Origin of the sequence: Streptomyces sp. NBC_01439 (assembly GCF_036227605.1) — a bacterium.
In the GTDB taxonomy this organism is placed as follows: Bacteria; Actinomycetota; Actinomycetes; order Streptomycetales; family Streptomycetaceae; genus Streptomyces.
Genome location: NZ_CP109487.1, coordinates 9,372,073 through 9,397,124 on the forward strand (window position 1 = coordinate 9,372,073; position 25,052 = coordinate 9,397,124).

The window sequence follows — 25,052 nt, forward strand, 5'->3', positions numbered from 1 at the left end:
CCCCGATATCAGCCTTCAGCAGCTGTTGGTTCACGAGGGCGCACCGGCCACCGCCATGCAGTGTCTGAACTGCACTGTTGTCGTATGGTTACCAGCGATACCAGCGGCCGCTGTTTCTTATCCGGGTGGCCCGGCAGGAGAGCTCGCGCGCATTCCGTAGATATCCGTGCCGGCGTCTCGACGGAAACGTGCCGGCTGCCGGGCCGTCTGACGAGACGCCTTACGCCGCTCGACCCAATCGGCCGCTCGGGGAAGCATCCTTCGGGCAGAACGACTTCCATGGACAGCTATCGCGAGATGGACCCGGCGCACCAGGTGCCGGACGGTGTCGACGAGAGGACGGTGCGCGCCCTGGGTGCGCTGTCGAAAGCTCTGGAGACCACGGAGCGGGCCCGGGGTCACCTCTACGGATTCCACCAGCTGACCGGGACCGCGGACTTCGAGCTCGGCGACGCGGTCCGGCTCCTGCGCGAAGCGGGCCACGAGGAGCAGGCCGCCCGGGTCGAGCGGGACATCGTGGGCCGCAACGTGATCCCGGGGCATTGGACCTTCCAGATGATCGAGGCTTACAACTCCACGTACTACCGGCCCTTCGCCGGGGTGGAACACGACATCGTCGATGAGCTGGTCGGCGGGCGCGATCACCTCCTGGAGGCCCGTCTCAAGACGATTCGCCGCACCCGCCACCATCCGGACCACACCGCAACGCCCCCCACCTCCTGATACGAAGGCCCGGCTCGGCGAGGGCACGGGCAGGGGCAGCACGCGGGGCAGCTGACCGGCTGGGGCTCATCGGGGTCCGGCAGGAGCGCAGGCTTGGCAGGGTGGGCCGTAGCAAGGGCAACGTCGATCGCCGTCCGCAGGGCGGCCTCGACTTCGATTGCCGCGGGTGGCCCGTCGCCGCGCAGGGCTGCGGCCGCCCGGGCGGCGCACTTGACGGTCACGCCGGCGACGGCGGCGGCCCTCCCGTGCCGCACCTGCAGCCGGGCGGTCTCCGTCGCGCTGCTCGGGCTGTCCGCCGTGCGGATCGGTGCGCACCCGTCAACGAATCGACGGGCTCAGCCGGTCGGGTCGGTCGGGCTCACGGGCGGGGATGCTCCTGGTCTTTCTGATCGCGTGCCTGCTCTTCCGGGGTCTGCCAGGAGTCCTCGCGGCGCTGTGCGACAGGGTTCCGCTCGGCGGGCGGTGCCTCCCGGCGCCTGCGCCGGCTCCTGTACCAGAAGGCACCGATCAGAAGGACGACCAGGACCACTCCGGCGAAGATGAGGAAGAGTGAGGCCCGGCCTTCGGCCGCGAGCGTTTCGATGGCAGTGATGCGCGGCCCCTACCCGCGATCCACGGACATACCAGACGTCGAACGGGTTTACATCGCTCGGTATGCGTGCGCGGCGGTTCGGCGCCCCCAGCGGACGGCGTAGGCGCGTCGTCCATCCGGGCCAATCCATCGCTCCGGGCGAGCGCTGCGAGCGTGTGCCGGGTAAACGGGCGTGGGTGGCGGGCCGCGCCGCCCGGTACGGCGAAGCCTCGGAGGCGTTGGTGGACGGGATCGTGCTGCTCAAGGAAGACCACAAGACGGTCGAGAAGCTGTTCAAGCAGTTCGAGAAAGCCGGCGACGACGCTCATGCAGAGAAGCGGAAGATCGCCGACAAGGTGATCGACGAGCTGACCACGCACACGTGGATCGAGGAGAAGATCTTCTACCCGGCCGCCCGGGAGGCGGCACCCGACACCAAGGACCATGTCTTGGAGAGCATCGAGGAGCACCACGTCGTTCTGTGGATGCTCTCCGAGCTCAAAGACCTGGACGCGGCCGACGAGCGGTTCGACGCCAAGATGAGCGTGCTGATGGAAAACGTGCGGCACCACGTCGAGGAGGAGGAGAAGGAGTGGTTCCCCGAGGTCCGCAAGGCCATGGGACGTAACCGCCTCACCGAACTCGGCGAACAGATGGAGGCGGCGAAGAAGAGGGCTCCGGGCGAGCCCCTGGTTGTGCCGAGCGCCAAGCACTGACGGCGGCCCCCACTCTCTTTGACTACCCCTATTGCCTCCACCGGGGACCGGCAACTCGGAGAATGAGACGCCAACTGCCAAACGCGCGCCGGCGCCGCCTTTTCAGGCGAGGGCCTCTGTCTCGGAGACGATGCGGGCCGTCATGTTGATCTCCATCAGAAGGCGGAGTGGCGTGCCTTGACGATGAACGAGGAATCCTCGCCAGGGCGCACGGGCTCGACCTGGTTGGCGGGGCTTCCCAAATCTTCCCGTGGTGGGAACGCCATTTCCTTAAGTTGTCGTTGGCGTAGGTTACCGGCAGTTCGCGTCGACGTGCTTCCTCCAGCAGGCGGACCACGGCAGGCAGGGCCTGCTCGCCGGAGGGGGCGGGTTCATCCGCTTACTGGTGGACGCGCGTGTTCAGCATGTCGATGATGACAACAGCAGTCTTGGCCATGCTCCCCATGCTCCCCATGCTCCCCAAGCTCCCAGAAGTTCCTGGGGACGGGCCGGTGATACGAACGGCCTCGCCTGTTCCTCCCGGATCCGGGGCGCGAGCTTCGACAGCCTGTCGCCGACCATCCGTGGCTCGCGGGTGGTCGGCGACAGGCGGACTACCTCGGAGGTTGGCGGGGAAGCGGTCCCATGCGCGGTGCGAGCCCAGCGCCTGCGTCAGCTCCTCCACGAGCGCCGTGCTGGTTTCGCCGGTGGCGATGCCGGGGTCGTCCACTGCGATGCCGCACGTTTCGAGGAGGTGCTCGGCGCCGTTCCAGCCGCCGATGGCCTTGCCGTGCCGGTACGCCTCGGTGAGGAGCAGCAGTACGCGCGGGTCGGGGGCTTCGGGGGGCTGGGCAGTGGCGGCCTTGGCGTCGCGGGCGCCGTACGCGTCCGCGCCCGCCGCAGGCACGCCGGCCAGCAGGACGGCGTCGAATTCGACGGAGCGGGTGGGGGCGAAGGTCCGCTGAACGGTGATCGGGTCGCCGATACCGTCGAGGGTGCCGCCGGTCGGGGCAAGCGGCTCGGTGGCCGGGGGGCCGGCAGACCGAGGCCGGTGGCGACCTGTTCGCACAGCTCCGTGTCGATGTTCGCGAGGACCTGGAGGGTGCGTTCCTTGATGGCCTGCTCGTAGCACTCGTTCAGTTCGAAGGTGTAGGCCGCGACGATGTGCTCGCGTTCGGGCGGCGTCATGCTCGGCCAGAACAGCCGCGGCTGGGTGAAGTGGTCCGAGAACGAGGCCGGTACCTCGCGGACCTTGCTCGCCGCCGGAATCTTCACCGGCGTTTCGATGAAGGCGCTCATGTCGGCTCCGGCGAGGACGGGGCAGCCGCCGTCGAGGCTGTTTGGGTGGTAGGGGGCGACGCCGGTGTGGACGGCGGTCTGGTGCATGCCGTCGCGGAGCATGTCGTTGACGGGGGCGTGCGGCCTGTTGATGGGGATCTGGCCGAAGTTGGGGCCACCGAGCCGGCTGATCTGTGTGTCGAGGTAGGAGAAGAGCCGACCGGCGAGCAGCGGGTCGTCGGTGTTTGGCGCGTAACCGGGTCGGAAAGGCCGGGTGCTTTCTGGGACGACATTCGCTTCTCCGGTCTCCGTGGCGCGCAGGGTGAGCTGTGGGTCAGCTCGCCGGGAAGGGGGCGGCCTTGAGGCGGCGGGCGAGGTGGGCGGTGTTGGCGGCGAGGGTCTTGGTCGTTGCTGCCGCCTTCTGGGGGGTCTTGTCGAGGTCCTGGTAGTCGGTGCCCTGCATGGCTTCGCCGACCCAGTAGGTGACGGCGTTCGGGGCGAGCGAGAAGCCGACGTCGTTGAGGCCCTGGAAGAGATCGGCGCTGACTTTGACCCGGATGTCGCCGGGGTGCTCGATCTTCGCGTCGGGGACGTCCTTCACCGTCACCGTCTGCGGTCCTTCGTACACTGCCGCTTTCATTGTCATTCCTTGCCGACGCCACGATTCACCGGCCTGTCCACGGCGGGTGGTGGCGCCTTTGGGGGTGTTGGCGCGGTCGGTCCTAAAGGCGACCCGATCGCGGGGCGGCGTTCGGCTGCCTCGGCGGCTGACGCCTCTCTTGCCGCGCCTACCCCGCCCCGCGCTTACGTCACACCACACGGGCCGTGTGGAATCGAGGGTCCTCAGGTCCTGGCGAGGTTCTGCCGGCCCGATCGGAGATCGGCCAGGAGGCGGCCGGCATCCGTGAGGAGCGTGCCCTGCAAGGCGTGTACGGTCGGAGAGGCTTCACAGGTGGTCCGTTCCTGCTGTTGCACCTGGTCGAGTCCTACGGCTGCTTCGTCGATCTTCGCGTCGAGGAGGTTCGGAACAGTGGCGGCCGCCCGGCCGATATCCCCCATCGCGGTGGCGACCGCGCGTAGGACAGCGCTGCAGCGGGGCCGGAAAGTGGCCGTGAGGTTCCCGAGTTCCCCGCTGTCGAGGGCGTAGTCCAGGGTCCGGGTCATGGAGCGCAGGTGGTCCATGCTGCGTTCGGCGACAGTGATTGCTTACCGGGCGCGGGGGAGGGCCTCGCCGGAGCCGCTGACGGTTCGGCGCGGGTTCATGCGGCCGTTTTCGATCTCGGCTTCGATGGTGTGGCGGATGCGCTCGCACTCGGCGGACAGCCTGCGCCAGTCGCGGCGCCACTGACGCAGCCGATCCCGGTCGGGAGCCTCCGCTTCGAGGGTGTCGGCGAGGTCGTTGAGGCGCTGGGTCATGGCGACGTAGAGAGCGGTGACGGCTTGTTGCTGATGGCCGGTGTGCCGGGCGGGAGCAGGGACGAGGTGGGCGGCGAGGCCGTAGAGCGCGCCGATGCCGACGGACGCGACCAGGTGGCCGATGTAGTCGATCTGTCCTTGGCCGGAGGAGAACGCGAAGAAGCTGACGATGGCGACCGGGGTGCCCTGCCGGCCGAGGTGCCGGATCCTGCCGATGCAGAGCGCGATCAGGGTGAGGAGGCCGAACGTCCAGCCGTGGATGCCGGCGACGGCCGCCAGGGTGGCGGCGAGCGTGGCTCCCGCTGTCATCGCCAGCACGTACTGGAGGCAGTCGCGAACCGAGCGGTCCACGGTCGCCTGGAGTGACACCAGCGCGGTGAACGGCGCGAACGTCGCGACCGACGGTGGCAGCAGGTAGCGGGCCAGCACCCAGGCCGCCATCGCCGCGATCACGGTCTCGGCACCGAGCAGTACCTCGTCACGCTCGCTCCCGGCTCCCCGCACAGCGCGGCGTAGACAGTCGGCCCGCTCTGTGGCCGCCGACGGGATCCTTCGCGGCGCATCCACCCATCTGGGCAAGATCGACCACCTCCGGCATCGGTCTGCCCCGCCGACCTGCGCTCAATGCTCGGTCCACGTCACAAGGGACCCTTCGCGCAGTCTCGGAGTGAACTCGGGCCCCTTCTGGTCGTGCTCGATGTCGGCGCGATCGTGTGCGACCTCCCGGGCCTACCAAGGGGAGTGGGCGTAGATGGTTTTGCCGCCCTCGGGGGTGGGTTCGATGTGGACGTGGGTGGTGAGATTGTTGATCAGCAGCCATCCCCAGCCGCCGGTTCCGTCCGTGTGGGGCGGCCGGGGCTGGGGCCTGCAGGGGCTGGTGTCGGTGACACAGATCTCGAGGTGATCTCCGTGCAGCTCCAGGTGGAGGGCGCAGGGTCCCCCGGTGTAGCGGAGGGCGTTGGTGACGAGCTCGGTGACGACCAGGAGGACGCTGTCGGCGTTCGAGGCATGGGCAGGGGGTCTGACCTGGGCGGCGCGGTGGAGGAAGGCGCGAGCGGCGTCGCGTGCGGCTGTCGCGGGCTGACCGGTGCGGGGCACGGGCTGATTGAGGACGGGTGCGCCCATTGAGACCTCCTTCCGCTGGTGGACCTACACAGCGGCTGCCCTCTCTACGGCGAAAAACCCGCTCTGTCCCCATGTGGTCGGTTCCGTGGAGAACGTTGCAGTGGCCCTCCGCCAACTTGAAGTCGCAGATCAAAGGGCTGGTGTGACGGGCTCTCGGGGTGCTCACGCTGGTCGTGGGCGGCAGCCTGAGGAGTAGATCGTCCGTCAGTCGATGCAGGTCGATGCCACCGTTGGCTTCGGGCAAGGACACAGGGTTCCGGGTTGCCATGGCTGACGCCTGGGGCGCGCCTGCCCGGGCAGGCGCGACGGCATGACAGAGCCCCGGCCGGGTGACTACGGGCCCAGCCGGGGCTCTGCGTGCGTGGGGTACCGCTTGCGCTCAGACGCCCTCGTCGCGCTCGCGCTCGCCCTGGAGCGGGTCTTCCTCGCGGCGCCGCCTGTTCTCGTCGGGGCGCTGGCCGCCGCGGGAGGGAGTGCCGGGCTCGGGGTGGGCCGGGTCCTGACCGGGTCGCTGCAGGCGCTGCTGCTCCTCGCGGCCCTTGCCCGGCTCCTGGCGCTTGTCCTGCTGACGGCCCATGACGGCGACTCCCTTGATGCGTGCGGATGCTGATTTCTCGCGTCCATGCTGACACGAGCCATCGCAGTGCGCACATCTTTGACTACACATTGTGACCCAAGGGGGGGTGGTGTCCGGGGGATGGGGATGTCGTCGGCATGTGGGCCACAGGGCTGGTGCCGAAGATGAGCGCAACCCACCCGCCCGCGCCGTCAGGAGTCGATTGCCATGCTGGAGCGCACACTGCGCAAGGACCACACCGAGGTCACCTTCATCCTGCCCGCAGACATCCCGCCCGGGGACGTCAGCGTGGTCGGTGACCGTCGTCACTACCCCAGGTGCGGCGCTTGCGCAGGTACAGCAGGGCTGCCATGTCCGCGACGGCCGCGAGGTCGGCCAGCAGGGTGCGGATGCAGGTCTCGTCACCGTCACGGGCCGCCCCCACGATGTGCTCGACCGTCTCCCCGGCCCAGGGATCGATGCCTGCCGGACCCGCGGGCCCGCCTCCTTCGCGCCGGCCCACGTGGACGCGCCGACCGTGATCCAGTTCTTCGATCTGACCGAAGCGGGCCCGCTCGGACTCGGGCGCGCTGCGGTCTGAACGCTGCAAGGACACGATCCGCCAGCCCCGGAGCGCTGCGCCGGTGATGGAATGGCACCCCGCAGGAGCGGTGGGCAGGCAGTCATGGCCGCGACGGCCGGTGACTCCCGAACTCATCGGCATTGATCTTGAGGGCCCCGGTGGGGGCGGGGTCCCGCGTGTGGGGGGATGCGGGCCGGGGATGGTGCGCGGCTTCGACCGCGGCGGTTGCCGGTTGAGCGCGGTTGGGGCGTGCGAGCGTCAACGGTGTCTGCGTGGTGCGCGTGCCGGGTTGCTGCCGTCGGATCCGCGGCCCGGGGGCGGCGGTATGAGCGCCGACACCGAGGGCTTGCCGGACGGTCCCGCATCTCCGGCCGGGGAGGTGGTCGGGATGCGGGGTGTCCGGGTGCCGTACGGATCCGGGCGGCAGCCCGTCGTGCGGGCGGGCCTGCCGCATGACGCCAGGGGGAAGGGCGCCATGCGGTGGGGCCCGCTCTGGAAGCGCCCCACCCGCGAGGTGTTCGCTTCCGGTACCCACGCGTCTAACCCGGCCGCTCTCCCCCAAACGCCATCCCCTCCCACAGTTCTGAGAGGACGTCAAAGGCCGCTGCGCTCTCGCGATACGCGAATGCAGCTACGGGGGTGAGCTCCGGATGCCGTACGGGGCGGCCCGCCCCACTCTGGATGCATGGCGGACCAGACGGAGATCGTGATCCATCCCGTATCGCCGCAGGGCGGGCGCAAGGTCACCGTTCACGCGCTGGGCGTGGACGCGGACCTCGGCCGGGCATTCACACCCGGGGACGTATCGGAGTTCCTGAGCCGGGCCGGGCTGGAGGATGTGGACCTGTCCGAGGACGGGCCGATCCGATGGGAGGGGGGCGGCCCCGAGGTGTGGACCAGCGACACCTGAAGCAGCCGGGCCCCCCAGCTCGGAAGCCGCTCACCCGCCAGCCGGACGGGATCGACGGGTCGAACTGGTAGCTGGTGGGGGCAGGGCCGTGTTCCTGGCCCCGGACACCCCTGGGAGGGGGCCCGCCTCGCGCCGCGTGGGGCAGTCCCGACGCTCTTGACGTGGTATTGGTCCGCCCGGAGACAGCGGCGGAGATCAGCGTGCCTTCCGTTAATGTCCCACGGTCCCTCGCGGCTCCCCCCGGGCGGTGAGATGACCTTTGGCGGCCCGGCTCGTTGGTTGTGCGGATGCCTTCAGAGCAGACGAATCCGCAACGAGCCGGCGACCGAGACGACCCATGTGCGGACTCGTCTCAGCCAATGGCCGCTGTGGAGAGCAGTGAGATTTTGATCGACCAGATCGTCCGGGCAGTCAGGACTGCTGACGAGCCAGCCGTGTACGAGCGCGGCCTGCTGGGCGAAGCAGGCAACCTCCTGCACGCGGGCGCGTCCCTGCGCGGCGATACCGAGGCGTTCACCGGCCACCTGACGCCGCCCGTACGACCACCTCGGCCCCGGCCGCCACCGCACGCCTCACCGAACTGGCCGGCGGCTTCTCCGGAACCCGCAGAGCAGCGGGCGCCTTCCCCGCGGTGCGCTTCGGCAAGGGCTGAGTGCAGGCCAGGAGATCTGCGCCCTCGCAATGAGGAGGTCGTCGCACGGGCCCCGGTCGAGACCGCCCGGGGGCGGTCGCCGGGGCGACGACCCGCTCGGCGACATCGAGGAGCCAGCGCAGGCATCCGCGGATCGGGGTGTGCAACATCCGGTCGGCGATCGCCGACGACAGAGCACTCATCCGCAACTCGTGGACGCGACCGGAACGTCCTAGCTGGCGCGGCGGGCTTTGTGGGGGGACACCTGGAGTCGGGCCCTTGCGGGAAGGGGGCGGCCGAGGGACTGGCGGGCCTGGTCCAGCGGTCCGTCGCAGAGGTCTGCCAGGACGGTGGCGGGGTCGCTGTCGGGGGCAAGGGTGAGGTCGAGGTGGGCCTCCGGGTGGCGGGAGGAGCCGGCCATCCGTGCGTGAGCCTCGTGGACGCCTGTCAGGTGGCGGGTGTCCGCCGCCAGAGCGTCGCTGAGGGCGTGCTCGCGCAGTTCCACGCCGTCCACGGCGGTGGGGGCACCAACGGGGAGATTCCCGGGGTGTGTACGGCGGAGTTGCGCCAGGAGCCACCACAGGGCGAGCAGGGTGATGAGGGCCAAGGCGGCGATGACCGCAGGCCACCACCAGTCTTGATCTGTCCAACGGGTGCGGTCGGTGTCGTCCAGCGGCACACCGTACGGGTCGGTCAGCGGCCAGCCGTCGGGAGGAGCCACCTGCCAGCGCTGGTACAGGTTGAATCCGCCCGCCAGGACCAGGATGCCTGCGCCGAGCAGGACGATGCCCGTCAGCGCCAGCAGGACTCGGTTGATCACGGCTTTCCTCTTCATGGCATCCGTTCCCGTCTCCGTCGGCTCATTTCCGGCGTGGGCGTACACGAACGCCAAGCCGAGCGGGGTGAGCGAGGGCGAGTCGGTCGAGTTCCTGCTGCAGGGCGAGTACGAGGTCGGCCCTGACGTCGTCAGGGGCACGGAAACGCACATCCGCGCGGGCCCTGACGCGGTTCCTGCGGACCCGGATCCTGGCGGCGCTGACGCCGGGGACGCGCATGGCGGCGTCCCGCAGAAGGAGTCCTGCCGCGTCGCGGTCGAGGACGGCGTGTATCTGTGTGTCGGGGGTTTTGAGGGGGAGTCGGTGACGCAGGCCCGGGGTGACGGCGAGGACGATCAGGCACAGGCCGAGGACGGAGATGGCGGCGGCACAGGCCTGCACCCACGGGTCGTCCAGGGGACGTTGGGCCAGTTCGTCGGCCAGGCGCGTACGCCAGGCGGCAGCTTGCTGTCCGGCGCGGACCGCGGCGACATCGAACAGGAGGATCGCGGCTGCGGCACCGACGACCAGCGCTGTCAGCGCCGAGGGGATCCGACGGGCGGACCACGGGCGTGGGGTTCTCGGCTGCGAGCGGTGCCCCGCTGGCTCCTTGTCCTGCCGCCCGGTGCGGGCGGTGGTCACGGCGGACTGCTTCGTTTCAGTCGGGGGAGCTTGCTGCCGTTTCATCTCTCTCCCTTCCTGATGTGAAAGCGGTTCGGCTCATCGCACGCGTCGGTGCTCCAGACCGCCGGGGGGAACCAGGTGCTCGATGGCGAGGGTGACTTCAGTGACGCGCATCCCGGTCAAGTGGGTCACCCTCTCGCTGACGTAGTGCTGTATCTGGCGTGAGGCACCGGCGAGGTCTGCCGGGTAGGGCAGATCCAGGGTCAGTCCTACCCGCACTGTGCCGGCGCCCGCTTTGGCAGAGGCGTGGGGAGGGGCCAGTCTCGTGTGCCCGGCACGACGTTCCGTGGAGAGGGCCAGCGCTTCGAGGGCAGCGCGTGCCGCGATGCGAGCCAGCACTTTCTCCGGAATCGTTGTGGCGCCGCGTTCGGCCGCCGTCAGAGCCGGGGCTGCTGCGGCCCCCTTTGGGGCAGCGGCAGGCTGCGAGGTCACTTCCCGTCCCGGGAACGTGTGAAGTCGGACAGGACGAGGTCACCCTGCACCATGCGGCCGAGCAACAGGCCCAGGAGGCCCAGGAAAGCCACGAGCAGGAAGGCCCAGAATCCGCCGAAGAATGCGGCGAATCCCAAAGCCATGCCGGCCAGCAGGCCTACGGTTGCTGCGCTCATCTTCCTTCACCTGCATTTCGGGTCGGTTTGCGTGGCCCGGGCGAGGCGCCGGGACCCGCGTTGGGTCACTGCACGCGGCTTTCTCCGTCCTCTTCGTCCTCTTCGTAGGGCAGGTGGACGTCGTCGACGGTGAGGTTCACCTCGACGACCTCGAGGCCGGTCATACGCTCCACGGCGGTGATGACGCTGGTGCGGACATCGGCAGCGATGTCAACGATGGACGCGCCGTACTCCACGACCACGTCGAGATCGATGGCGGCCTGCCGTTCGCCCACCTCGACCTTCACGCCGCGGGTCACGCTGGGACGGCCACCCGGGACCTTGTCCGTCACCGCTCCCACCTTGCGGGCCATTCCGGATCCGAGGCTGTGGATACCCGGCACCTCGCGGGTGGCCATTCCCGCGATCTTCTCGACGACGCTGTCGGCGATCGTCGTCCGGCCCCGCGCCTCAGGTGCCGTCCCACCGCCCTCGCCCTGGCCCGGCACAGCCATGCCCGAGGGGCGCGGCTGGTCCGCGCTGGGGTTGCTGATGTCCGACATGAGGACCTCCCCTGGGTGTCGATGGCGAAGCGCCGGTATGGCGCCCTCACCCCTTTAGACACCTCGAACGGACATTCCTCACCCGGCTCGGACGAAGTGAACCGAATACCATCGAAATGTGCGTACGCATGCCGCAATAGGAGTCCTCGGCAGAAAGCGAGCGGCGGATGCGCAACCGGACCAGACCCCCGCCCCCGCACGGCGCAGCCCCGCCGCTGAGGCCGGCGCCTCCGCCCCTCACACGCTGTGCCGCAGACCGCGATGCGTCCGACGCCCTGGACGACGGCATGCTGGCAGTACGGGCTTCCGAGGGAGATGAAGACGCCTTCGCCGTGCTGGTGCGTCGCCACAGCAGCCGCCTGCTCGCTCTCGCCCAGCACATCCTCGGCAACCCGGCCGACGCCGAGGACGCCGTTCAGGAAGCCTTCCTCAGCGCCTGGAGACGGCTTCCGGAGTACCGCCACGGCGCTCTGTTCGGCACCTGGATGTACCGGATCGTAACGAACCGCTGCCTCAACATCCTGCGCCATCGACCACGCCCCCTGCCCCTGGACAGCGTTCCGGAACCTGCCGCCTCAGACGCCGGCAGTTCCCCGCCCCGCGCGGCCGAGACGGATGCGGCCGCAGGTGCGCTCGCGCAAGCGCTGATGGAACTGCGCCCGGAGCTGCGCGCATGCTGGGTACTGCGGGAACTGCACGGTCTGCACTACGAGGAAATCGCCTTGGTGGTCGGCAGCAGCGAGCAGACAGTGCGCGGCAGGCTCTCTCGCGCACGCGGCACCCTGATGGAGGCGATGCGCCCATGGCGCTAGACGACCCGCACCTCACCTGCTCGGACGCGTCCATGAACGCGAGCGCCGCAAGGACCGACACCCCTCTCGACTCCGGCACGCAGATGCCAGCCGAACTCCTGGCCTGCGGGCACCCTCTCAGCCGCTCCTGGCGGCAGTCCCGCGATTCAGCCGACCCGCACAGCAGCAGCTGCCAGCCCTGCCAAGAGGCCGTGGCAGTGCTGGAAGCTCTGACCCGGGCCACGCGCAGCCTGCGCGCTGCGCGACAGCCTGACGGCCACCGTCTGACCGGTCGGGTCATAGACGCGGTGGGGGCGGAGATACGGCTCGGGGCCACGCTCCTGCTGGATGATCCCGATCACGATCTGCGTATCGGCGAGACCGCTGCGGCGAAAGCACTGCGCAGAGCCGCCGACAGTGTGCCCGGCGCCTGCGCCGCGAGCTGCCGGCTGACGCCCGCCCCCGATCGTCCCGCCGTCCACGTCGTCGCACTCACGATGGCAGCCGCGCTGGACCAGCCTTTGCGGGAGCGGGCCGAGAAAGTACGACAGGCCGTTCTCTATGCCGCTGAGCACATCCTCGGTCTCGCGGTCACATCCGTCGATCTCACGATCAACTCCGTGCTAGAACACTCGCACATGTCGAGTGGCGAGCGGCCCGAAGGGAGCGAACATTGACCGACTCCGACCGCGAAGACATCCATGAAGCTGCAGCGGCAGCAGCCCTCGGCGTTCCAGGGGTAGCCGCACTCCAACCCTCACCAGCCAGCACGCTGGTCACGGCCCTCCTCCCGAAACAGACGGCGACCACCGCTGGTACCCCCGCCAGCTGGACACTCGGGCTCCAATCCGAGTACACACCGGCCGGTTGGGACATCGAAGTGCGCTGCATCCTGCACGCTGACCGCCGCGCCGTCGACGTCGCCCGAGAAGTACGCGAAGCTGTGCGCAGCGCAATCACCGGCTACCTCGTTCGCCGCGGTGAAAACGAGCCCGTCACAGTCCGGGTGACAGTCACTCGAACCGTCTGATCGCCCGAGACGGCGTGCCTCTGCGGGCCCGTGGCCAGGTGACCGCAGTCGCTCGCGAGCAGACGGCATCGCTACCTTCGACGGCAGAGACCACAACAGGTGTCGTCCATCGCTGGGTCGCGCCGAGCCTGCTCGGTTGGTCGGCTTCCTGTTCCAGCCCTTCAGGGTTTCGCCCAGGTCGCGACTGGTGGGGTCTGCCTCGCCGGAATCCGCCCTCCCGGTGGCGCCCTCTCGGTGGGTGACGTGCCCGAGGCCACCTCGGATCCAGGTCTGACCGGGCGGTCCGCGAAGAGTAGGCCGCCAAGCGGCGGCTAGGCGCAGCACAGCCCCGGCCGACCTGCCGGAAGGGTGGGACCGGCCTTCGCGGCGAGGAGGCAGACATGTCCGCACATGTTCCAGGCCCAGGCCCGCAGAACACACCCCAACCGTACGGCGGCGGTGTACCGCCGGGCGAGACTCCGCCAGGCGAGTCGAGCACCGGCTCCGGCGCGGGTCCCTACCGCCCCCTGACGCGGGGCTGGGGCAAGGGTCCCCTCCTGGTGATCTGCCTGGTGGCCCTGGCCTGCGCCCTCTTCTTCCTTGCCTACGCCGTCATGCTGAACGTCTGAGCGGTCCCGACGGGGCCGGCACGGCCGGCTGCGCTTGTCTCACGCGGAGAAACGAGGGCAGGCACGCGGTCGTGCACCCGCCTCGCGGCGAAGGAGACGATCACGTCCTCAGGTCCTGCGCCACACGCGACGTCCTCCCACTTGGCAGCCCATGGTGCCGATTGCTGCCGGTCCGCCCCGCGAAGGCCGTGCCCAAACACGTGGCCGAGGACTTCGAACGCTCCCTGAGCGACTGCGGACGAGCCGATGCGGCGGAGCCGGGCTGTCGGCTTGCAGAGTAGGGCTTCGAGCCCCGTCCCTGCGCGCAGTGACGGTTCCGCTTGCGTTGCTGGAACAGCTCGCAGGCCGCATGCCGGACGGTCCGCCCGCCCAGTGGTGATCCGGGCGTGCTTGGGCACAGCGTCAGGGTTCACGCCGGGGATCGGGCGGACCAGGGCGGCGGCGGTCACCCCCGCGATGTAATCGACCGGCCCGACGCCGCCCACCAGCATCTGCCACAGGTCAAACGCCCCTGCGATACCGGCAAAGTCAGGGGGCCGCCGCGCAGAATCCGCGTGGCGGCCGCCGGTGCGCCGGGCCTCCGGCCCCAGAGGCACGGGTTCCTCAACCGGCCAGGGCGACGAGCCTTCGGTACTCGAGCTGGTCGGTCCGTCTGGCGGTGAGGTGGACGTGGACATCGGCGAGGTACTCCTTCAGGGCGCTGTACCCGGCCGTGTACTCCTCCTCCTGCTCACTGGCGTCCGGCGGCATCCAGAAGATCAGCAGCTGCGCGTTCCTTCGCGTGCCCTCAGTGCTGGCAAAGGACAGCTCATGGAGGACCAGCCGCGGTTCGTCCCCAGGCAGGGCCTGTACCAACTCGTCATGGGTCAGGTTCCCCTCGATCTCTGCGACCAGGACGCCCGGGACATCCGCGTAGCGAAGGGTCACGGTGTTGACCTCCCGCTTCTCCCGCAGATGGTGCAGGGCAGCAAGAGAGCTTTCCGAAAGGGCGATCGGGCTGCTCACAGACGTCTCACCTCGGCGTTGGTCAGGACCTGGGATTCAGGGCGGCAAGGGTGCTGTCACCGTGTCCTGCCGAGCGAGAGGAGGTCCCGGTGCTGGTGGCTACGGGTTCGACGGGCGGGCGGCCGGGAAGGCCGCTGCACGGGCCGGCCGGGGGCGGTTCAGGTGTGGAGGCGGCTGTTGGTGCCGTCGTGGCTGTCGGCGTGTTCGTCGTCGAACCAGTAGTCGCCGGCCGCGAGGTAGCGGAAGGAGTGTGCGCTGTGGGCGGGGAGCGCGACGGTTGCGGCGCGGGTGCCGTCCCCGCGGGGCTCCAGGGGGTGGGCGGCGGGGTTCCAGTGGTTGAAGTCTCCGACGACACTGACGGGGCCGTCCGGAGTGTCCTCGGGCAGGATGAAAGTGACCTTCGTACGGCCCTTGAGCCGCTTGCGTTCGAGCACGGAAAAGACTCCAGCCACGAGGATGGGGAACCGGCCCGTGCATCCTCGCGCCGATGCGCGTGCAGTGTGGTGGTACAGCGCCGTGGGGTGGGTGGAGGTCACCCGGGTGGCCGCGAGCCGTCGGCCTGGCCCGACCTTTTCCGACGCGGGTGTTCTGACCCTGCGCATCCCGCTCGCCGGGCGCGCCGAGCCCCGCAAGATCAGCATCGGCGCGCGACCGACGGCAAGCAGCTCTCCGGCTGAACCTGCCCGCATCAGTCGGCACGGAGGCGGGAAGAGCCGATCCCCCTGCGGCACCCCGCCCTCCGCACCTGTTGGACGCTTCACCCCTTCAGGGAGGTGACGTGATGCCGGTACGCAGGTAATCGTTCCTGGCTCACGTCCGGGAGCGCGGCGAGTACGAGACCACAGAAGGGCCGATCGCGCTGTCTGCGTCGTCCTGGCTCTGCTGGGCGCCCGTCTGGTGGGCACCGTGCGGGCCGAGATCGCCGCCCTGCTCCCCGAAACGTGCGCCTTGATCCTTCTGAACCCGTTGCCGGCCGCGGAGCCGCTCTCGCCGGACCGGTTCGTCCGCGCGACCGCGGCCTGGATCGAGGGCGTCACTGCCCGGCCTTCTGCTCACCACACAGCTGACCATTCCCTCTTCGGTGGAAAGCCTTGCAGACCCTCGTATGGCCGCTGGAAGCCTTCGTAAACAGACGGGCCGCCACTGCCGCGTTCGGAGGTCGCGAGGAGTCGCCGGAGGATTTCGGGCCGGCCGCCTCCGGGCGGCCTTCTCATGCGGGGGAGTCCGCTGTCGTACAGCACACGGAGGCCCTCGACGTCAGCAACACTTCGGGAGGCACCCACCGCCGCCCTGAACGCATCCGGCTCCGGGTACGTCCAAGCACGAGATGGAGATCGTCGTCAGGCTGAATGAGCCGCGTCCGCGGGGGCAGCCGCAGCATGTCGGCGAAAGCGCTGATGCCGCGGCTGAGGAGCGCGGTCCCGCTGACCCCGGAGGTAGACGATGCCGAGTACGGCCCTGTCCCTGGACGTGCTGCCTCCCGGTTTGATCGCGCTGCCGACGGTATACCGGCCACAGGCAGACACCCGGCTTCTCGCCGCTTCACTGGCCCGTGAGGCGCTCGGGCCCGGGACGGACGTCCTGGAGATCGGCACCGGCACGGGTGCTCTCGCCCTGCACGCGGCCGGCCGCGGTGCCAGGGTGACAGCGGTCGACGTATCCGCGATGGCCGTGGCCACGGCACGCATGAACGCCTGGCTGCACCGGCTACCCCTGCGCGTTCTGCACGGCGACTTCGCGACACGCACCGAAGGGCAACGCTTCGATCTGGTGGTCGCAAACCCGCCCTACGTACCCGCCCCGGACACGCGGCTGCCGTCGCGGGGCCCCGAGCGGGCCTGGGACGCGGGCCCGGACGGGCGGACGGTCATCGACCGCATATGTGCCCAGCTCCCTTCCCTGCTGCGCCCCGGCGGCGCGCTGCTCATGGTGCACTCCGGCCTGTGCGGTGCCGAGGAGACACTCTCCCTTCTGGCCCGCAGGGGGCTGATCGCGGACATCGCGGACAGAGCCTGCGTACCGTGGGGTCCCGTCCTGCGCTCCCGACGGGCCTGGCTCGAGGCACGGGGCCTGGCAGCTGAGGCCGAGGAGCAGGAAGAACTCGTGACGATCCGGGCTCAGCGCCTTTGAGGCACCAGCACGTGAGCTTCCGCCCAGCCCGGGGCTTCTTATGACGTGATCGTGCGGTCCCGGCCGCGGCCGGACTGCGAAGGGTGCGGCCGAGGCGGCACGGGTGCGTCACATCGGGGCGGGAAACCGTTCCCGGACGCGGTGGGCGTCGGCGCCTGCGCCGGGCAGGCTCGCGAACACCAGCGCGTCGAACTCGACCGAGCGCGCGGTGGCGAGGGCGCGCGGGACGGTGGCTGCCCTCGGCCCGCCGGGGCGACGCCTGTCGCCCCGCAGCCGTGTACCCGCTGAGGCGGGTGCCAGACGGGCCGGGGAAACGGGACAGCCCAGAATGACGACAGGGCGAGCCGTACGCCGAGCAGGCCACCTCGTTGCATGGTCGCCCGGCGTCCGGCCGAACCGGAATGGACCCCTACGGCGGCCGGTAGGGCGGCCGATTGCGGGTAGACGCCGGGCATGACTGCCATCGAACCCCTCGCTGCAGAAGCACAGCCGTCCCTCTTTCTCATCGCCGCCGGAGTGGTTCTGGTCGTCCTGCTGATCGGCGCGTTCTGGTACGGCAGCCGGCGGCGGCGCCGCGCCATTGCCCCGCCCCGGCCAGCTGAGCAGAACCCCCTGATGCAGCGCCGCGAGGACTCCTGGCAGACGCCGCAGGAGCATGCACGCGAAGAGGAGAAGCATCGGTATCCCCACCCGTGACTCCCGCGCATCGGCCGCGTGCTGGTTCCTTCGGCGGACACGTGGCCGATGCGCCGGCGAGCGAGCTGGTGCAACGTGCGCCTGCCGCCCGCCAGTCACGCGACCGCCTGATGAGCCACCCGAGTACGCCCAGCGGGGTGAGGCGCGCCGACCGTCAGTATGGGGCGGGCGTGTAAGCCTTTGCCGTAACGAGGGGCGTGCGGCGGGGCAGGGGGTGGCTGGTGACCGGTCTGGGAGCGCTCCGTGCAGTTCTGTTGCCGGACCGGTCATTTCGACGAAGGGGGTCGTGCAGTCGGCGCGGTTGTCGGAGTTCGAGTGACCGCGCTGTTCGGCCTTGCTCAGTGGGAGCCGGTGAGGGAGGCTGCGATGGCCTTGGCGTGGTGCGCCGTACTTGCGGCGGCCGCTTCGACCGGGCGGCGGACGGCCTTGACGGGGTGCCGGTGGTCGAGTGCGTGCCGGGAGCGGTAGGCGAGCGAGGGTTTGCCATGGGTGTCTGCGGCGGCGATGAGGAGCCCTCCCAGTGCGGAGAGGTCGGTCAGGAAAAGAGCGCGCTGCCGGGCGCGCTCCTCCGGATCCTCCACCGTCCAGAAGGCATGAGTGGTGAGGGAAGTCGGTACCAGCGTGGCAGCGAGCGTGAGCGCGGCCAGGCGTGGCGCACGCCCCGTCGCGAACAGCAGACCCGCAGTGGTCTGGATCGCGCCGGTGACGCGTACCAGCTGGAGCGGATCCCCGGCGAGGGCGGGGATCCGCTTCCCGACCGCCCGGACGACGGGTCGGGTGGCTTCGGCGGCGGCCTCGGGGCGGCGCAGGGTGCGTAGCCCGCCGGTGACGAGGGGGGCGGCGAGCATGGGGCGAGCGAGCTTTCGTAGGACAGTCATGTCTTCCTGCTGCCCAAACCCGGCACGTCCACCCCCTCCGCATCAGCCTGGTGGCTGTCAGCCTGTTGGTTACCGCTCCGGGAGCACGGTCCCGGTGAAGAACGGCGCCGACCCGTTGAAGCCGGTCCTCCCGTGCGGCATCCACCCGCGCACCACGGACCTCGTCCATGCGGCCCACGCGGACAGAACCCTCCCGCCGATCCGCTGATCCGCTGATCAGGCGGTGCCCGCATGGCCAATCGGTGCAGAGGTGCGGAGACCGGGGACCGTATTCGTCCGCCAGACTCCGTACCATGCCCAGCTTCTGCAGCCGTTGGCGCGGTTGCCGGCCATCTGTCCGGCCACATTGCGCCCGTCGCTGTCCGGCGGGCTCCCGGCCGCGGCCGAGGCCGGGCCGCCGCCCAGCGGCAGGCTGCCGCCCCGGCCAGGGGTACAGGCGCCGGTGGGGAGGGCGGTCTCGCGAGGAAGGGCGTGGTGGTGACGGGCAGGGCGGCAAGGTTCGAGCGCTCGCGTCCCAGCGTGGGGGCACAGGGCGGGGTGAGTGGGAAGCCCCTGCCAGACCTGACGGGTCCGGCAGGGGCCGGTGGCTGCGTGAGAGGTCGCTGAACGCTCTCTCGGGCGGATGGTCAGGCTGCAGCGGCCAGAATGGTGTCGATCAGCTGCCGCTGGTCCTCGGTGAGGTACGGATCCTGTAACTCCACCAGCTTGCTGTCGACGCGGATGACGTAGCTGAAGCCGTCCGGAACGGGGTCCTGCCCCGCAGGGATCTCACCGCTGAGTGCGCGCTCAGCGAGCTGCTCCAGCTCGGGCCCGTCCGCGCGGCACTCAGTTTCGAGCGAGGCAGTCTGCTCCCGGCCCGCATCGGCGACTCCCGGCGCCCGGGCATATGGCTGATACTGCCTGCCCTCGCACATGGTGACGCACGGCGCATTGTTGGGGGTGGCCCCGGCGGCTTCCCGGCGCCGGTGGGCGGTACGGCGGCGAGTCCGGAACGCTCCCGCTGCATCCGTGGCCGGTGCCGTTCGGACCGCTGTGGTGTCGGTCAGCTCCGCCGTGGCGTCCGGGTCGCGGGCGGGTCGTCGGCGAAGAGGGCGAGGAGCCCCTCGATGTCGCGGCCCGCTTCGGCGGGGTGGCGGAACTGTGCGCCGGGGCTGATGCGGTAGTGGTTGCGTCGTCCGTTGCGTACCCGGGTGAGGTATCCCTCCTGCTCCAGGTCCGCGACGATCGCCTGGACGGTCCGCTCGGTGAGCACGCAGGTCTCGGCGACCTCCCGCAGTCGTACTTCGGGGTTGCGGGCGAGAGCGAGCAGAACGCGGGCGTGGCTGGTCAGGAACGTCCACGACCCGCCGGTAAGTCCTTCGTGGCGCACGCCTCCAGCATGCGCCCATTCTAGATATGCGTCCTGTTTTTCGTGTATTTCTTGACGTATATCGGATGGGCGCCGACGATGCTGGTGGAAGCGGAAACAGCCCCAGCACGTGTGGGGAGGCAGCATGAACGGGACCGTGCAGGACGAGCGCCCCGACATCCCGGGAGCAGTTGGCCTGGAGGTCCGGGTGGCCCCCGGTCCGCTGCCAGGGACGGTCCAGGTCGTGGTGAGCGGCGAGATCGACTTCGACAGCGCCACGTTTCTCCGCGAGGCCCTCCTGGCCGCCCTCTCCTCCCACCGTGCCACCCTCCTCGTGGAGCTGGAGCGGGTGACCTTCTGCGACTGCGCCGGCCTCAACACCCTCCTGACCGCCCGCCACGCGGCGGTGCAGGCCGGACGCAGCCTGCACATCACGGCGGAAGGTCGCCGGGTCGGGCGGCTCCTGAACCTCACCGACACCCGCTCCCTCCTCACCTGATCGCACGCCCTCGAAAGCAGGTGATCCCCATGACCGCTCCCGCCCCCCTCGCGCGGGGCCCCGGCGCCCACCGTATTCCCGGGACCCCCGCAATACCCGTGCCGTCCGATCGGGCAGTCCAGTGGGCTGTGGGCACGCTGATGGCGGCGACCCCGGCCACGGCCCGCGAGGCCGAGCGCATCCTCTCCGCCGCGGCCGCGGGAGCCGGCCTGCCCGAAGCCGCCCTGGCCGCCGCGGTACTCGACGCCTCCCGCGGCAAACCCGTCCCGGCCCGCCCCTGACGGAGAGACGGTCGATCATGAACGCCAAGAAGCGCGACCCGCGCCCGAAGCTGCTTCCCGATGAGGGAGCGGTCGTGGACGAGCACGGCCGCCCGCCGGGAGTCCCGTCCCGGACAGGCCCCGGCGCCGCCCGCCTGCCGACCCGGCCCGTGTGGAGCGGGCCGGCAAGGAAGGGATACACCGGAAGGCCGGTACGCAGCTCAGCGACCTTCTGGAAGCGGAGCCAATGCTCTTGGGAATTCAGGGCAAGGCAGCCTCGTGGCGAACCATGCGTGCCCAGGCCGAAACCGATGAGCGCCTCTCCGTAGAGGATCTGGATGCCCTGTTGGAACACGCCGAGCAGCCAGAGCCCGATCCTGCCTCAAGCGAGCATCAGGTCCGGACGTTTGGAAACCTCGAAGCGGTCAAGACGAGCGTCATCACCGGCTCCGTTCACCGACTTAGGAGAAGCGCATGGGCATCATTGCTTGGATCTTGATCGGGCTTCTCGCGGGCTTCATGGCGAAGGCGCTGATGCCGGGCAAGGACCCGGGCGGCGTCATCATCACGATGCTCATCGGCATCGCGGGCGGCCTCCTCGGCGGCTGGCTCGGCAAGGTCATCTTCGGTGTCGACTCCATCGACGGCTTCTTCGACCTCTCCACCTGGATCGCCGCGATCATCGGTTCCGTCATCCTCCTCGCCGTCTACCGACTGGTGACCGGCAACCGGCGCCACCACCGCCACGCCTGAGCGACCGGCCCCCGATGGACGGCTCCCCCTCCTCCCCGAGGGCGGAGCCGTTCCGCTGTCCACACCCGCACACCGGGCTGCGGCGTGGCCACCACGCGGCGGGCGCGCTGGCCCGAGGGATCGACAACGGGCCGCCGTACTCATGGGCCGCCCCAGCGTGCCCGAGCACGCAGATCCGGCAGCCTCCCAACCCGGCAACGCATGGCTCTCCGCCGGACCGTCGCTACGCAGTATCGGTGCCTCGACGCGGGCCCTGAGCCCTTGCACGGTGTCGAGGGGAGGGAACAGCGACCGCGAGCGCCCACGATCGCGGTCCTGCAGCCTCTTCTCCTCAGAGGCGACACCGGAGGTGCTGGAGCAGGTGGAGGAGGCCGCAGGTTCTGGCATTCCGCGGTCGAATCCATTGCGGCGGGACATGCACGTGCCCAGCCGATGAGCGCTGGCGGCGATTGTCGGCAAGCGCCACAGGCGGAGCCGGTAGCGGGGCGGGCGGGCCGAGGCGTACGTCAATTCCGCTATCCCGGGTATGCGCAGTACGGGGAGTGCCACCTGCAGGCTGGGTGTCGTCCCGGGCAGGGCGTTCCGCCCGTGCCCGTCGTTCCGCCGTCTCACGGCCATTGGAAAGTGATTTCTGATCATGAACTTCTCCCAGACGGTGCGGCCCCCTCCCGTACGGGCGGATTCGGGAAGCGACTTCGCCTGTCTTTCCCGGAAGGTCCAGGAGGCCGGGCTCATGGCGCGGCGCCCCGGGTACTACGCATTGCGCATGGCTGCCGTGACGGCCTTGTACGCCGCCGGATGGACGGCCTTCGTCCTGATCGGCGACAGCTGGTGGACGCTACCGGCGGCCGCCTTCCTCGCCTTCGTGTTCGGGCAGGTGGCCCTGCTCGCGCACGACCTCGCCCACCGGCAGGTCTTCAGGCTGCGCAAGGCCAGCGAGGTGTCCGGGCGCCTCGCCGGCAACCTCGGCATCGGCATGGGGTACGGCTGGTGGCAGGACAAGCACACCCGCCACCACGCCAACCCCAACCACGAGGACCTCGATCCCGACCTCGACCTGGACATCCTCGTCTGGACGCAGGACCAGGCCCGCGCGGCCAGGGGACTGCCGCGGCTGCTCGGCCGTTCGCAGGCGTTCCTCTTCTTCCCGCTGCTCACGCTGGAGGGGTTCAACCTGCACGTGTCCGGGGTGCGGTCGCTGTTCGACCGCTCGCTCAAGCACCGCGTGTGGGAGGGGGCCCTGCTCGCCGCGCACCTCGCCGTCTACCTCGGCGCGTTGTTCCTGGTGCTGCCGCCCGGCAAGGCGATCGTCTTTCTTCTCGTCCACCAGTGCCTTTTCGGCATCTATCTGGGATCGATCTTCGCTCCGAACCACAAGGGCATGCCGATCCTGCGCGGCGCCGAGCGGCCCGACTTCCTGAGGCGCCAGGTCCTGACCTCCCGTGACGTGCGAGGGGGCCGGTTCACCGACATCGTCATGGGCGGTCTCAACTACCAGATCGAGCACCACCTCTTCCCGAGCATGCCCAGCCCGCACCTGCGCAGGGCCCAGACCATCGTCCGCGGGTACTGCCAGGAGCTCGGGGTCAGCTACCTGGAGACCAGCCTGGTCAACTCCTACCGGCAGACCCTCGCCAGCCTCCACGCGGCGGGATCCCCCCTCAGAACGCCGCAGGCCACCTGACGCCACGACCACCGGCGGCACGCGGGAGGCCGACCGACGGGACGCGGGACGCCGGCCGCCTCAGTCGGGGCGCGGCGGCCGGCGCGGGACGGACCGGGCGCAGCGGACACAGGTGGTTGCCGCCGGACGGATCTCCAGGCGCTCGGGCGGAATCGCCCCGCCGCAGTCTTCGCACTGCCCGTACTCGCCCCGCTCGAGCCGTTCCACCGCCAGGTCCAGTTCTTCCAGGTGCTCGCGCGCACGGGCCATCAGCGCGGCCACGTGGGCCCGCTCGAAGGCGGTGCTGGCCCCCTCGGGGTCGTGCTCGTCGTCGACCGCGACCAAGGCGTTCGCAGCGACGATTCCATCGAAGTCGCGACCCAGCGCGGCCGTCCTGGCCAGGGTGTCAGCGCGGTCGGCCGCGAGACGTGCGCGAGCGGTCGTGAAGGTGGCCCGGCCGTGCTCGTCATGGCCGGACTGGAATGGATCGCCCATGAGTGCCACAACGCCGGTCCGCGGTCCCCGATTCCCCCGGTCGAACACCGCGGCGAAGGCAGAGCAGGCCAAGGTCGAGTTCAAAGAATGCACACCACTTGACCGGCAAGGAGGAGACGACCGCCCAGGTGCGGTTTCGGGGTGCGGCCGTGTCGGCGCCTGTGGTGCCCGCATTGACCGAGCATGAACACCACGATCAGGCACATGATGGTTGCGACGGTGCCGACGTGCGGATCAAGCAATCCCGCGAGGGCGCCGATCCCCGTGGTGGCCGAGGGGCACCTACCGGATGGCGACCATCAGCCGCCGGGCAGACGGCACGGCCGCGCTTTGATTGCCGGTGGTTTTGTGTGCAGGGCGGTGCGGGCGGAGCCCGAGGAGGCCTCCACCGTGGTGGGGGCCTCCGCACCTGAGTAACTGATGGGCTCAATCCCATTCTGTTGGGGCACTCGATGGCGGTTTCGGTCCACCCGATCGTGTCCGGGAAGCGGCCTCGGAGTTGACGGGGCGCCACCTGGCGTGTTTATCCCCAGTAGCCGAGGTGTACTGCGGCAGCCTCTTTGCAGAGGTACGGCCCCGATACCTCGACGGTGTTCCCGCCGGCCGCGAAGATCTGGCGGCACGGGAGATCGAGCAGTGGCTCTTCGGGGTTCACTCCGGCGAGGACATTCAGCTCGGTGGCCGCGAGCGCGTAGACGACCCGCTGGATGCCGCTCCAGTAGATCGCGCCCGAGCACATCGCGCACGGCTCGGTGCTGGAGTAGAGCGTGGCCTCGGCGAGCTGGTCCGGCGTCATCGTGCGCGACGCCTCCCGGACCAGGTTCGTCTCTGCGTGCCCGGTGGCATCATGCTCCGTGATCACGGTGTTCTCGGCGGTGAGCAGGACGTTCCCGGCCGCGTCGGTGAGCAGCGCGCCGAACGGATGGTTGCCGTGCTGGCGGGCGCTGGCCGCAAGGTCGATGGCCGCGAGGAGGTGAGTCCGGGCTTGATCGGTCGGCATGTTCGAAGCTGCTCGCATGACGCGCTCCTCATGGGGGACGGGGTGAAGCTGGACGGCGGGGCTGGCGCGGGCCGGCGACCGGTTCGGACGCCTGGTGGGAGCTGTCGTCCAGGCGACGGCTCCCACCGGGCCGCCTACTGTCCGGTTACCCCGTTCCGCCGGGCGCGATGGGGTAGGTCCCGTGTCATATTTTGTGAGCAGCTGGGTCAGGAGCTCGCCCATGCGCGAGGCCGAGTCGCGGCCGGCCCGCAGGACCTCTGCGTGGTCCAGGGGCCCGGCGCTCATTCCGGCGGCCAGATTGGTCACCAGAGAAGTCCGAGTACCTCGGCGCCGGCCGCGCGGGCGGCCATCGCCTCCAAAGTGGTGGACATGCCGACCAGATCCGCGCCGAGGGTGCGCGGCATGCGGATTTCGGCCGGGGTCTCGTACCTGCGGGCCGCGCCACTGCGCGTATACGCCCTCGCTCGCTACCGCGAACTGCGCCGCCTCGCATGCCAGTGACGCCGGGAGCAGCCGGTGCTGGATCTCGCGGTCAGGCTCAGTGGTCTGGGACGTCCCCCGCCTCACCGGCCGCGCGAAGGCCGCGATGGTGGCCATCGAGTACGACGGGTTCGGCGCCGGCCGCGCCGACCGCATCCATGCACAGCTCTTCGCCGACCTCATGACCGACCTCCGGCTGGACCCCACGTACGGCCGCTACCTGGGCCACTCGTGGGCGCTGCTGCTCGCGACCGTGAACCTGAAGTCTCTCTGAAGAGG

General features: G+C 70.0%; 31 protein-coding genes and 6 pseudogenes. 16 read left to right on the forward strand and 21 right to left on the reverse strand.

The window, feature by feature from the left end; translation table 11 throughout:
- The first annotated feature begins 279 nt into the window (after nucleotides 1-279).
- Nucleotides 280-723: a hypothetical protein gene (locus OG207_RS42810; protein ID WP_329107049.1), complete on the forward strand. Its 444-nt coding sequence runs from the start codon at nucleotides 280-282 to the stop codon at nucleotides 721-723.
- A gap of 358 nt (nucleotides 724-1,081) precedes the next feature.
- Here OG207_RS42810 and OG207_RS42815 read toward each other — a convergent pair whose 3' ends face one another.
- The gene (locus OG207_RS42815) at nucleotides 1,082-1,315 is read right to left on the reverse strand and encodes a DUF6479 family protein (protein ID WP_329108272.1); all 234 of its coding nucleotides are present in this window, start codon (nucleotides 1,313-1,315) and stop codon (nucleotides 1,082-1,084) included.
- Nucleotides 1,316-1,536: 221 nt separating this feature from the next.
- On the opposite strand from OG207_RS42815, the gene OG207_RS42820 reads away from it, so the two are divergent.
- Nucleotides 1,537-2,010, forward strand: a complete 474-nt coding sequence (locus OG207_RS42820; RefSeq protein ID WP_329108274.1) for a hemerythrin domain-containing protein — start codon at nucleotides 1,537-1,539, stop codon at nucleotides 2,008-2,010.
- A gap of 601 nt (nucleotides 2,011-2,611) precedes the next feature.
- Here OG207_RS42820 and OG207_RS42825 read toward each other — a convergent pair.
- The 7 genes and pseudogenes from OG207_RS42825 to OG207_RS42855 form a co-directional block, all read right to left on the reverse strand.
- Nucleotides 2,612-3,510, reverse strand: a pseudogene (locus OG207_RS42825) (catalase-related domain-containing protein); the annotation flags it as partial.
- Nucleotides 3,511-3,601: 91 nt separating this feature from the next.
- Nucleotides 3,602-3,817, reverse strand: a pseudogene (locus OG207_RS42830) (NADPH-dependent oxidoreductase); the annotation flags it as partial.
- A 293-nt stretch (nucleotides 3,818-4,110) separates the two neighbouring features.
- Nucleotides 4,111-4,449, reverse strand: coding sequence for a hypothetical protein (locus tag OG207_RS42835; protein ID WP_329107051.1), 339 nt, complete (start codon nucleotides 4,447-4,449; stop codon nucleotides 4,111-4,113).
- A gap of 24 nt (nucleotides 4,450-4,473) precedes the next feature.
- Nucleotides 4,474-5,187, reverse strand: a complete 714-nt coding sequence (locus OG207_RS42840) for an aromatic acid exporter family protein (protein WP_329107053.1) — start codon at nucleotides 5,185-5,187, stop codon at nucleotides 4,474-4,476.
- Nucleotides 5,188-5,412: 225 nt separating this feature from the next.
- Nucleotides 5,413-5,808 (reverse strand): ATP-binding protein, encoded by a 396-nt coding sequence (locus OG207_RS42845; protein WP_329107055.1) that lies wholly within the window; start codon nucleotides 5,806-5,808, stop codon nucleotides 5,413-5,415.
- A gap of 379 nt (nucleotides 5,809-6,187) precedes the next feature.
- Complete coding sequence (locus OG207_RS42850) at nucleotides 6,188-6,385, reverse strand: hypothetical protein (RefSeq protein WP_329107057.1); 198 nt, start codon at nucleotides 6,383-6,385, stop codon at nucleotides 6,188-6,190.
- 283 nt (nucleotides 6,386-6,668) lie between these two features.
- Nucleotides 6,669-6,974 (reverse strand): hypothetical protein, encoded by a 306-nt coding sequence (locus OG207_RS42855; protein WP_329107059.1) that lies wholly within the window; start codon nucleotides 6,972-6,974, stop codon nucleotides 6,669-6,671.
- Nucleotides 6,975-7,632: 658 nt separating this feature from the next.
- On the opposite strand from OG207_RS42855, the gene OG207_RS42860 reads away from it, so the two are divergent.
- Nucleotides 7,633-7,857: a hypothetical protein gene (locus OG207_RS42860; RefSeq protein ID WP_329107061.1), complete on the forward strand. Its 225-nt coding sequence runs from the start codon at nucleotides 7,633-7,635 to the stop codon at nucleotides 7,855-7,857.
- A gap of 293 nt (nucleotides 7,858-8,150) precedes the next feature.
- On the opposite strand, the gene OG207_RS42865 is transcribed toward OG207_RS42860, so the two are convergent.
- The 5 genes from OG207_RS42865 to OG207_RS42885 all read right to left on the reverse strand — a co-directional run bounded on the left by OG207_RS42865 (nucleotide 8,151) and on the right by OG207_RS42885 (nucleotide 11,089).
- Complete coding sequence (locus tag OG207_RS42865; RefSeq protein WP_329107064.1) at nucleotides 8,151-8,381, reverse strand: hypothetical protein; 231 nt, start codon at nucleotides 8,379-8,381, stop codon at nucleotides 8,151-8,153.
- Between the two features lie 339 nt (nucleotides 8,382-8,720).
- Nucleotides 8,721-9,308: an alkaline shock response membrane anchor protein AmaP gene (locus OG207_RS42870; RefSeq protein WP_329107066.1), complete on the reverse strand. Its 588-nt coding sequence runs from the start codon at nucleotides 9,306-9,308 to the stop codon at nucleotides 8,721-8,723.
- Nucleotides 9,309-9,348: 40 nt separating this feature from the next.
- Nucleotides 9,349-9,945 carry a DUF6286 domain-containing protein gene (locus tag OG207_RS42875; RefSeq protein WP_329107068.1) on the reverse strand — a complete coding sequence of 199 codons (597 nt, stop codon included), beginning with the start codon at nucleotides 9,943-9,945 and terminating at the stop codon, nucleotides 9,349-9,351.
- A 470-nt stretch (nucleotides 9,946-10,415) separates the two neighbouring features.
- Complete coding sequence (locus OG207_RS42880) at nucleotides 10,416-10,595, reverse strand: hypothetical protein (protein WP_329107070.1); 180 nt, start codon at nucleotides 10,593-10,595, stop codon at nucleotides 10,416-10,418.
- 65 nt (nucleotides 10,596-10,660) lie between these two features.
- Entirely contained in the window at nucleotides 10,661-11,089 is a 429-nt protein-coding gene (locus OG207_RS42885) for an Asp23/Gls24 family envelope stress response protein (protein WP_329108276.1), read from the reverse strand.
- Between the two features lie 335 nt (nucleotides 11,090-11,424).
- On the opposite strand from OG207_RS42885, the gene OG207_RS42890 reads away from it, so the two are divergent.
- The 4 genes from OG207_RS42890 to OG207_RS42905 all read left to right on the forward strand — a co-directional run bounded on the left by OG207_RS42890 (nucleotide 11,425) and on the right by OG207_RS42905 (nucleotide 13,566).
- Nucleotides 11,425-11,949 carry an RNA polymerase sigma factor gene (locus OG207_RS42890; RefSeq protein WP_329107072.1) on the forward strand — a complete coding sequence of 175 codons (525 nt, stop codon included), beginning with the start codon at nucleotides 11,425-11,427 and terminating at the stop codon, nucleotides 11,947-11,949.
- A 191-nt stretch (nucleotides 11,950-12,140) separates the two neighbouring features.
- Entirely contained in the window at nucleotides 12,141-12,605 is a 465-nt protein-coding gene (locus OG207_RS42895) for a hypothetical protein (protein WP_329107074.1), read from the forward strand.
- Nucleotides 12,602-12,958 carry a hypothetical protein gene (locus tag OG207_RS42900; protein ID WP_329107076.1) on the forward strand — a complete coding sequence of 119 codons (357 nt, stop codon included), beginning with the start codon at nucleotides 12,602-12,604 and terminating at the stop codon, nucleotides 12,956-12,958. Before OG207_RS42895 ends, OG207_RS42900 begins: the two co-directional genes overlap by 4 nt.
- A gap of 380 nt (nucleotides 12,959-13,338) precedes the next feature.
- On the forward strand, nucleotides 13,339-13,566 hold the full coding sequence (locus OG207_RS42905) for a DUF6480 family protein (RefSeq protein WP_329107078.1): 228 nt from the start codon (nucleotides 13,339-13,341) through the stop codon (nucleotides 13,564-13,566).
- A gap of 603 nt (nucleotides 13,567-14,169) precedes the next feature.
- On the opposite strand, the gene OG207_RS42910 is transcribed toward OG207_RS42905, so the two are convergent.
- Together OG207_RS42910 and OG207_RS42915 are read right to left on the reverse strand one after the other, a co-directional pair.
- The gene (locus tag OG207_RS42910) at nucleotides 14,170-14,571 is read right to left on the reverse strand and encodes a cofilin family protein (protein ID WP_329107080.1); all 402 of its coding nucleotides are present in this window, start codon (nucleotides 14,569-14,571) and stop codon (nucleotides 14,170-14,172) included.
- A 158-nt stretch (nucleotides 14,572-14,729) separates the two neighbouring features.
- Nucleotides 14,730-15,005 (reverse strand): isoamylase early set domain-containing protein, encoded by a 276-nt coding sequence (locus OG207_RS42915; RefSeq protein WP_329107082.1) that lies wholly within the window; start codon nucleotides 15,003-15,005, stop codon nucleotides 14,730-14,732.
- 142 nt (nucleotides 15,006-15,147) lie between these two features.
- On the opposite strand from OG207_RS42915, the pseudogene OG207_RS42920 reads away from it, so the two are divergent.
- The 4 genes and pseudogenes from OG207_RS42920 to OG207_RS42935 form a co-directional block, all read left to right on the forward strand.
- Nucleotides 15,148-15,219, forward strand: a pseudogene (locus OG207_RS42920) (Hsp20/alpha crystallin family protein); the annotation flags it as partial.
- 157 nt (nucleotides 15,220-15,376) lie between these two features.
- Nucleotides 15,377-15,615, forward strand: a pseudogene (locus OG207_RS42925) (DUF2267 domain-containing protein); the annotation flags it as partial.
- Nucleotides 15,616-16,014: 399 nt separating this feature from the next.
- On the forward strand, nucleotides 16,015-16,701 hold the full coding sequence (locus OG207_RS42930; RefSeq protein WP_329107084.1) for a HemK2/MTQ2 family protein methyltransferase: 687 nt from the start codon (nucleotides 16,015-16,017) through the stop codon (nucleotides 16,699-16,701).
- Nucleotides 16,702-17,154: 453 nt separating this feature from the next.
- Nucleotides 17,155-17,397 (forward strand): DUF6479 family protein, encoded by a 243-nt coding sequence (locus OG207_RS42935; protein WP_329107086.1) that lies wholly within the window; start codon nucleotides 17,155-17,157, stop codon nucleotides 17,395-17,397.
- Nucleotides 17,398-17,735: 338 nt separating this feature from the next.
- Here OG207_RS42935 and OG207_RS42940 read toward each other — a convergent pair whose 3' ends face one another.
- The 3 genes from OG207_RS42940 to OG207_RS42950 all read right to left on the reverse strand — a co-directional run bounded on the left by OG207_RS42940 (nucleotide 17,736) and on the right by OG207_RS42950 (nucleotide 19,644).
- Nucleotides 17,736-18,275, reverse strand: coding sequence for a DoxX family membrane protein (locus OG207_RS42940; RefSeq protein WP_329107088.1), 540 nt, complete (start codon nucleotides 18,273-18,275; stop codon nucleotides 17,736-17,738).
- Nucleotides 18,276-18,901: 626 nt separating this feature from the next.
- The gene (locus OG207_RS42945) at nucleotides 18,902-19,189 is read right to left on the reverse strand and encodes a hypothetical protein (RefSeq protein ID WP_329107090.1); all 288 of its coding nucleotides are present in this window, start codon (nucleotides 19,187-19,189) and stop codon (nucleotides 18,902-18,904) included.
- Between the two features lie 128 nt (nucleotides 19,190-19,317).
- Complete coding sequence (locus OG207_RS42950; protein ID WP_329107092.1) at nucleotides 19,318-19,644, reverse strand: helix-turn-helix transcriptional regulator; 327 nt, start codon at nucleotides 19,642-19,644, stop codon at nucleotides 19,318-19,320.
- 124 nt (nucleotides 19,645-19,768) lie between these two features.
- Between OG207_RS42950 and OG207_RS42955 the strand changes: the two genes are divergently transcribed.
- From OG207_RS42955 to OG207_RS42970, 4 genes are all read left to right on the forward strand, one after another.
- On the forward strand, nucleotides 19,769-20,122 hold the full coding sequence (locus OG207_RS42955; RefSeq protein ID WP_329107094.1) for an STAS domain-containing protein: 354 nt from the start codon (nucleotides 19,769-19,771) through the stop codon (nucleotides 20,120-20,122).
- Nucleotides 20,123-20,262: 140 nt separating this feature from the next.
- Nucleotides 20,263-20,403, forward strand: coding sequence for a hypothetical protein (locus OG207_RS42960; RefSeq protein WP_329107096.1), 141 nt, complete (start codon nucleotides 20,263-20,265; stop codon nucleotides 20,401-20,403).
- A gap of 453 nt (nucleotides 20,404-20,856) precedes the next feature.
- Nucleotides 20,857-21,135, forward strand: coding sequence for a GlsB/YeaQ/YmgE family stress response membrane protein (locus OG207_RS42965; protein ID WP_329107098.1), 279 nt, complete (start codon nucleotides 20,857-20,859; stop codon nucleotides 21,133-21,135).
- 637 nt (nucleotides 21,136-21,772) lie between these two features.
- A complete protein-coding gene (locus tag OG207_RS42970) occupies nucleotides 21,773-22,819 on the forward strand; it encodes a fatty acid desaturase family protein (RefSeq protein ID WP_329107100.1) in 1,047 nt (348 codons plus the stop codon).
- A 60-nt stretch (nucleotides 22,820-22,879) separates the two neighbouring features.
- Here OG207_RS42970 and OG207_RS42975 read toward each other — a convergent pair whose 3' ends face one another.
- The 3 genes and pseudogenes from OG207_RS42975 to OG207_RS42985 form a co-directional block, all read right to left on the reverse strand.
- On the reverse strand, nucleotides 22,880-23,293 hold the full coding sequence (locus OG207_RS42975; protein ID WP_329107102.1) for a TraR/DksA family transcriptional regulator: 414 nt from the start codon (nucleotides 23,291-23,293) through the stop codon (nucleotides 22,880-22,882).
- A 523-nt stretch (nucleotides 23,294-23,816) separates the two neighbouring features.
- Entirely contained in the window at nucleotides 23,817-24,311 is a 495-nt protein-coding gene (locus tag OG207_RS42980; protein WP_329108278.1) for a nucleoside deaminase, read from the reverse strand.
- 171 nt (nucleotides 24,312-24,482) lie between these two features.
- A pseudogene (locus OG207_RS42985) lies at nucleotides 24,483-24,755 on the reverse strand (phosphorylase family protein); the annotation flags it as partial.
- 85 nt (nucleotides 24,756-24,840) lie between these two features.
- Between OG207_RS42985 and OG207_RS42990 the strand changes: the two are divergent.
- Nucleotides 24,841-25,044: pseudogene (locus tag OG207_RS42990) on the forward strand (iron-containing redox enzyme family protein); the annotation flags it as partial.
- Between the last annotated feature and the right edge of the window lie 8 nt (nucleotides 25,045-25,052).

What these genes read in the sequence shown, in the direction of transcription:
- OG207_RS42885 (WP_329108276.1), bottom strand. Translation starts at nt 11,089, where the DNA reads ATGGCTGTGCCGGGCCAGGGCGAGGGCGGTGGGACGGCACCTGAGGCG.
- OG207_RS42890 (WP_329107072.1), top strand. Translation starts at nt 11,425, where the DNA reads ATGCTGGCAGTACGGGCTTCCGAGGGAGATGAAGACGCCTTCGCCGTG.
- OG207_RS42860 (WP_329107061.1), top strand. Translation starts at nt 7,633, where the DNA reads ATGGCGGACCAGACGGAGATCGTGATCCATCCCGTATCGCCGCAGGGC.
- OG207_RS42930 (WP_329107084.1), top strand. Translation starts at nt 16,015, where the DNA reads ATGCCGAGTACGGCCCTGTCCCTGGACGTGCTGCCTCCCGGTTTGATC.
- OG207_RS42940 (WP_329107088.1), bottom strand. Translation starts at nt 18,275, where the DNA reads ATGACTGTCCTACGAAAGCTCGCTCGCCCCATGCTCGCCGCCCCCCTC.
- OG207_RS42880 (WP_329107070.1), bottom strand. Translation starts at nt 10,595, where the DNA reads ATGAGCGCAGCAACCGTAGGCCTGCTGGCCGGCATGGCTTTGGGATTC.
- OG207_RS42965 (WP_329107098.1), top strand. Translation starts at nt 20,857, where the DNA reads ATGGGCATCATTGCTTGGATCTTGATCGGGCTTCTCGCGGGCTTCATG.
- OG207_RS42945 (WP_329107090.1), bottom strand. Translation starts at nt 19,189, where the DNA reads ATGTGCGAGGGCAGGCAGTATCAGCCATATGCCCGGGCGCCGGGAGTC.
- OG207_RS42960 (WP_329107096.1), top strand. Translation starts at nt 20,263, where the DNA reads ATGGCGGCGACCCCGGCCACGGCCCGCGAGGCCGAGCGCATCCTCTCC.
- OG207_RS42850 (WP_329107057.1), bottom strand. Translation starts at nt 6,385, where the DNA reads ATGGGCCGTCAGCAGGACAAGCGCCAGGAGCCGGGCAAGGGCCGCGAG.
- OG207_RS42905 (WP_329107078.1), top strand. Translation starts at nt 13,339, where the DNA reads ATGTCCGCACATGTTCCAGGCCCAGGCCCGCAGAACACACCCCAACCG.
- OG207_RS42845 (WP_329107055.1), bottom strand. Translation starts at nt 5,808, where the DNA reads ATGGGCGCACCCGTCCTCAATCAGCCCGTGCCCCGCACCGGTCAGCCC.
- OG207_RS42835 (WP_329107051.1), bottom strand. Translation starts at nt 4,449, where the DNA reads ATGGACCACCTGCGCTCCATGACCCGGACCCTGGACTACGCCCTCGAC.
- OG207_RS42955 (WP_329107094.1), top strand. Translation starts at nt 19,769, where the DNA reads ATGAACGGGACCGTGCAGGACGAGCGCCCCGACATCCCGGGAGCAGTT.
- OG207_RS42975 (WP_329107102.1), bottom strand. Translation starts at nt 23,293, where the DNA reads ATGGGCGATCCATTCCAGTCCGGCCATGACGAGCACGGCCGGGCCACC.
- OG207_RS42935 (WP_329107086.1), top strand. Translation starts at nt 17,155, where the DNA reads ATGACTGCCATCGAACCCCTCGCTGCAGAAGCACAGCCGTCCCTCTTT.
- OG207_RS42980 (WP_329108278.1), bottom strand. Translation starts at nt 24,311, where the DNA reads ATGCGAGCAGCTTCGAACATGCCGACCGATCAAGCCCGGACTCACCTC.
- OG207_RS42810 (WP_329107049.1), top strand. Translation starts at nt 280, where the DNA reads ATGGACAGCTATCGCGAGATGGACCCGGCGCACCAGGTGCCGGACGGT.
- OG207_RS42970 (WP_329107100.1), top strand. Translation starts at nt 21,773, where the DNA reads ATGAACTTCTCCCAGACGGTGCGGCCCCCTCCCGTACGGGCGGATTCG.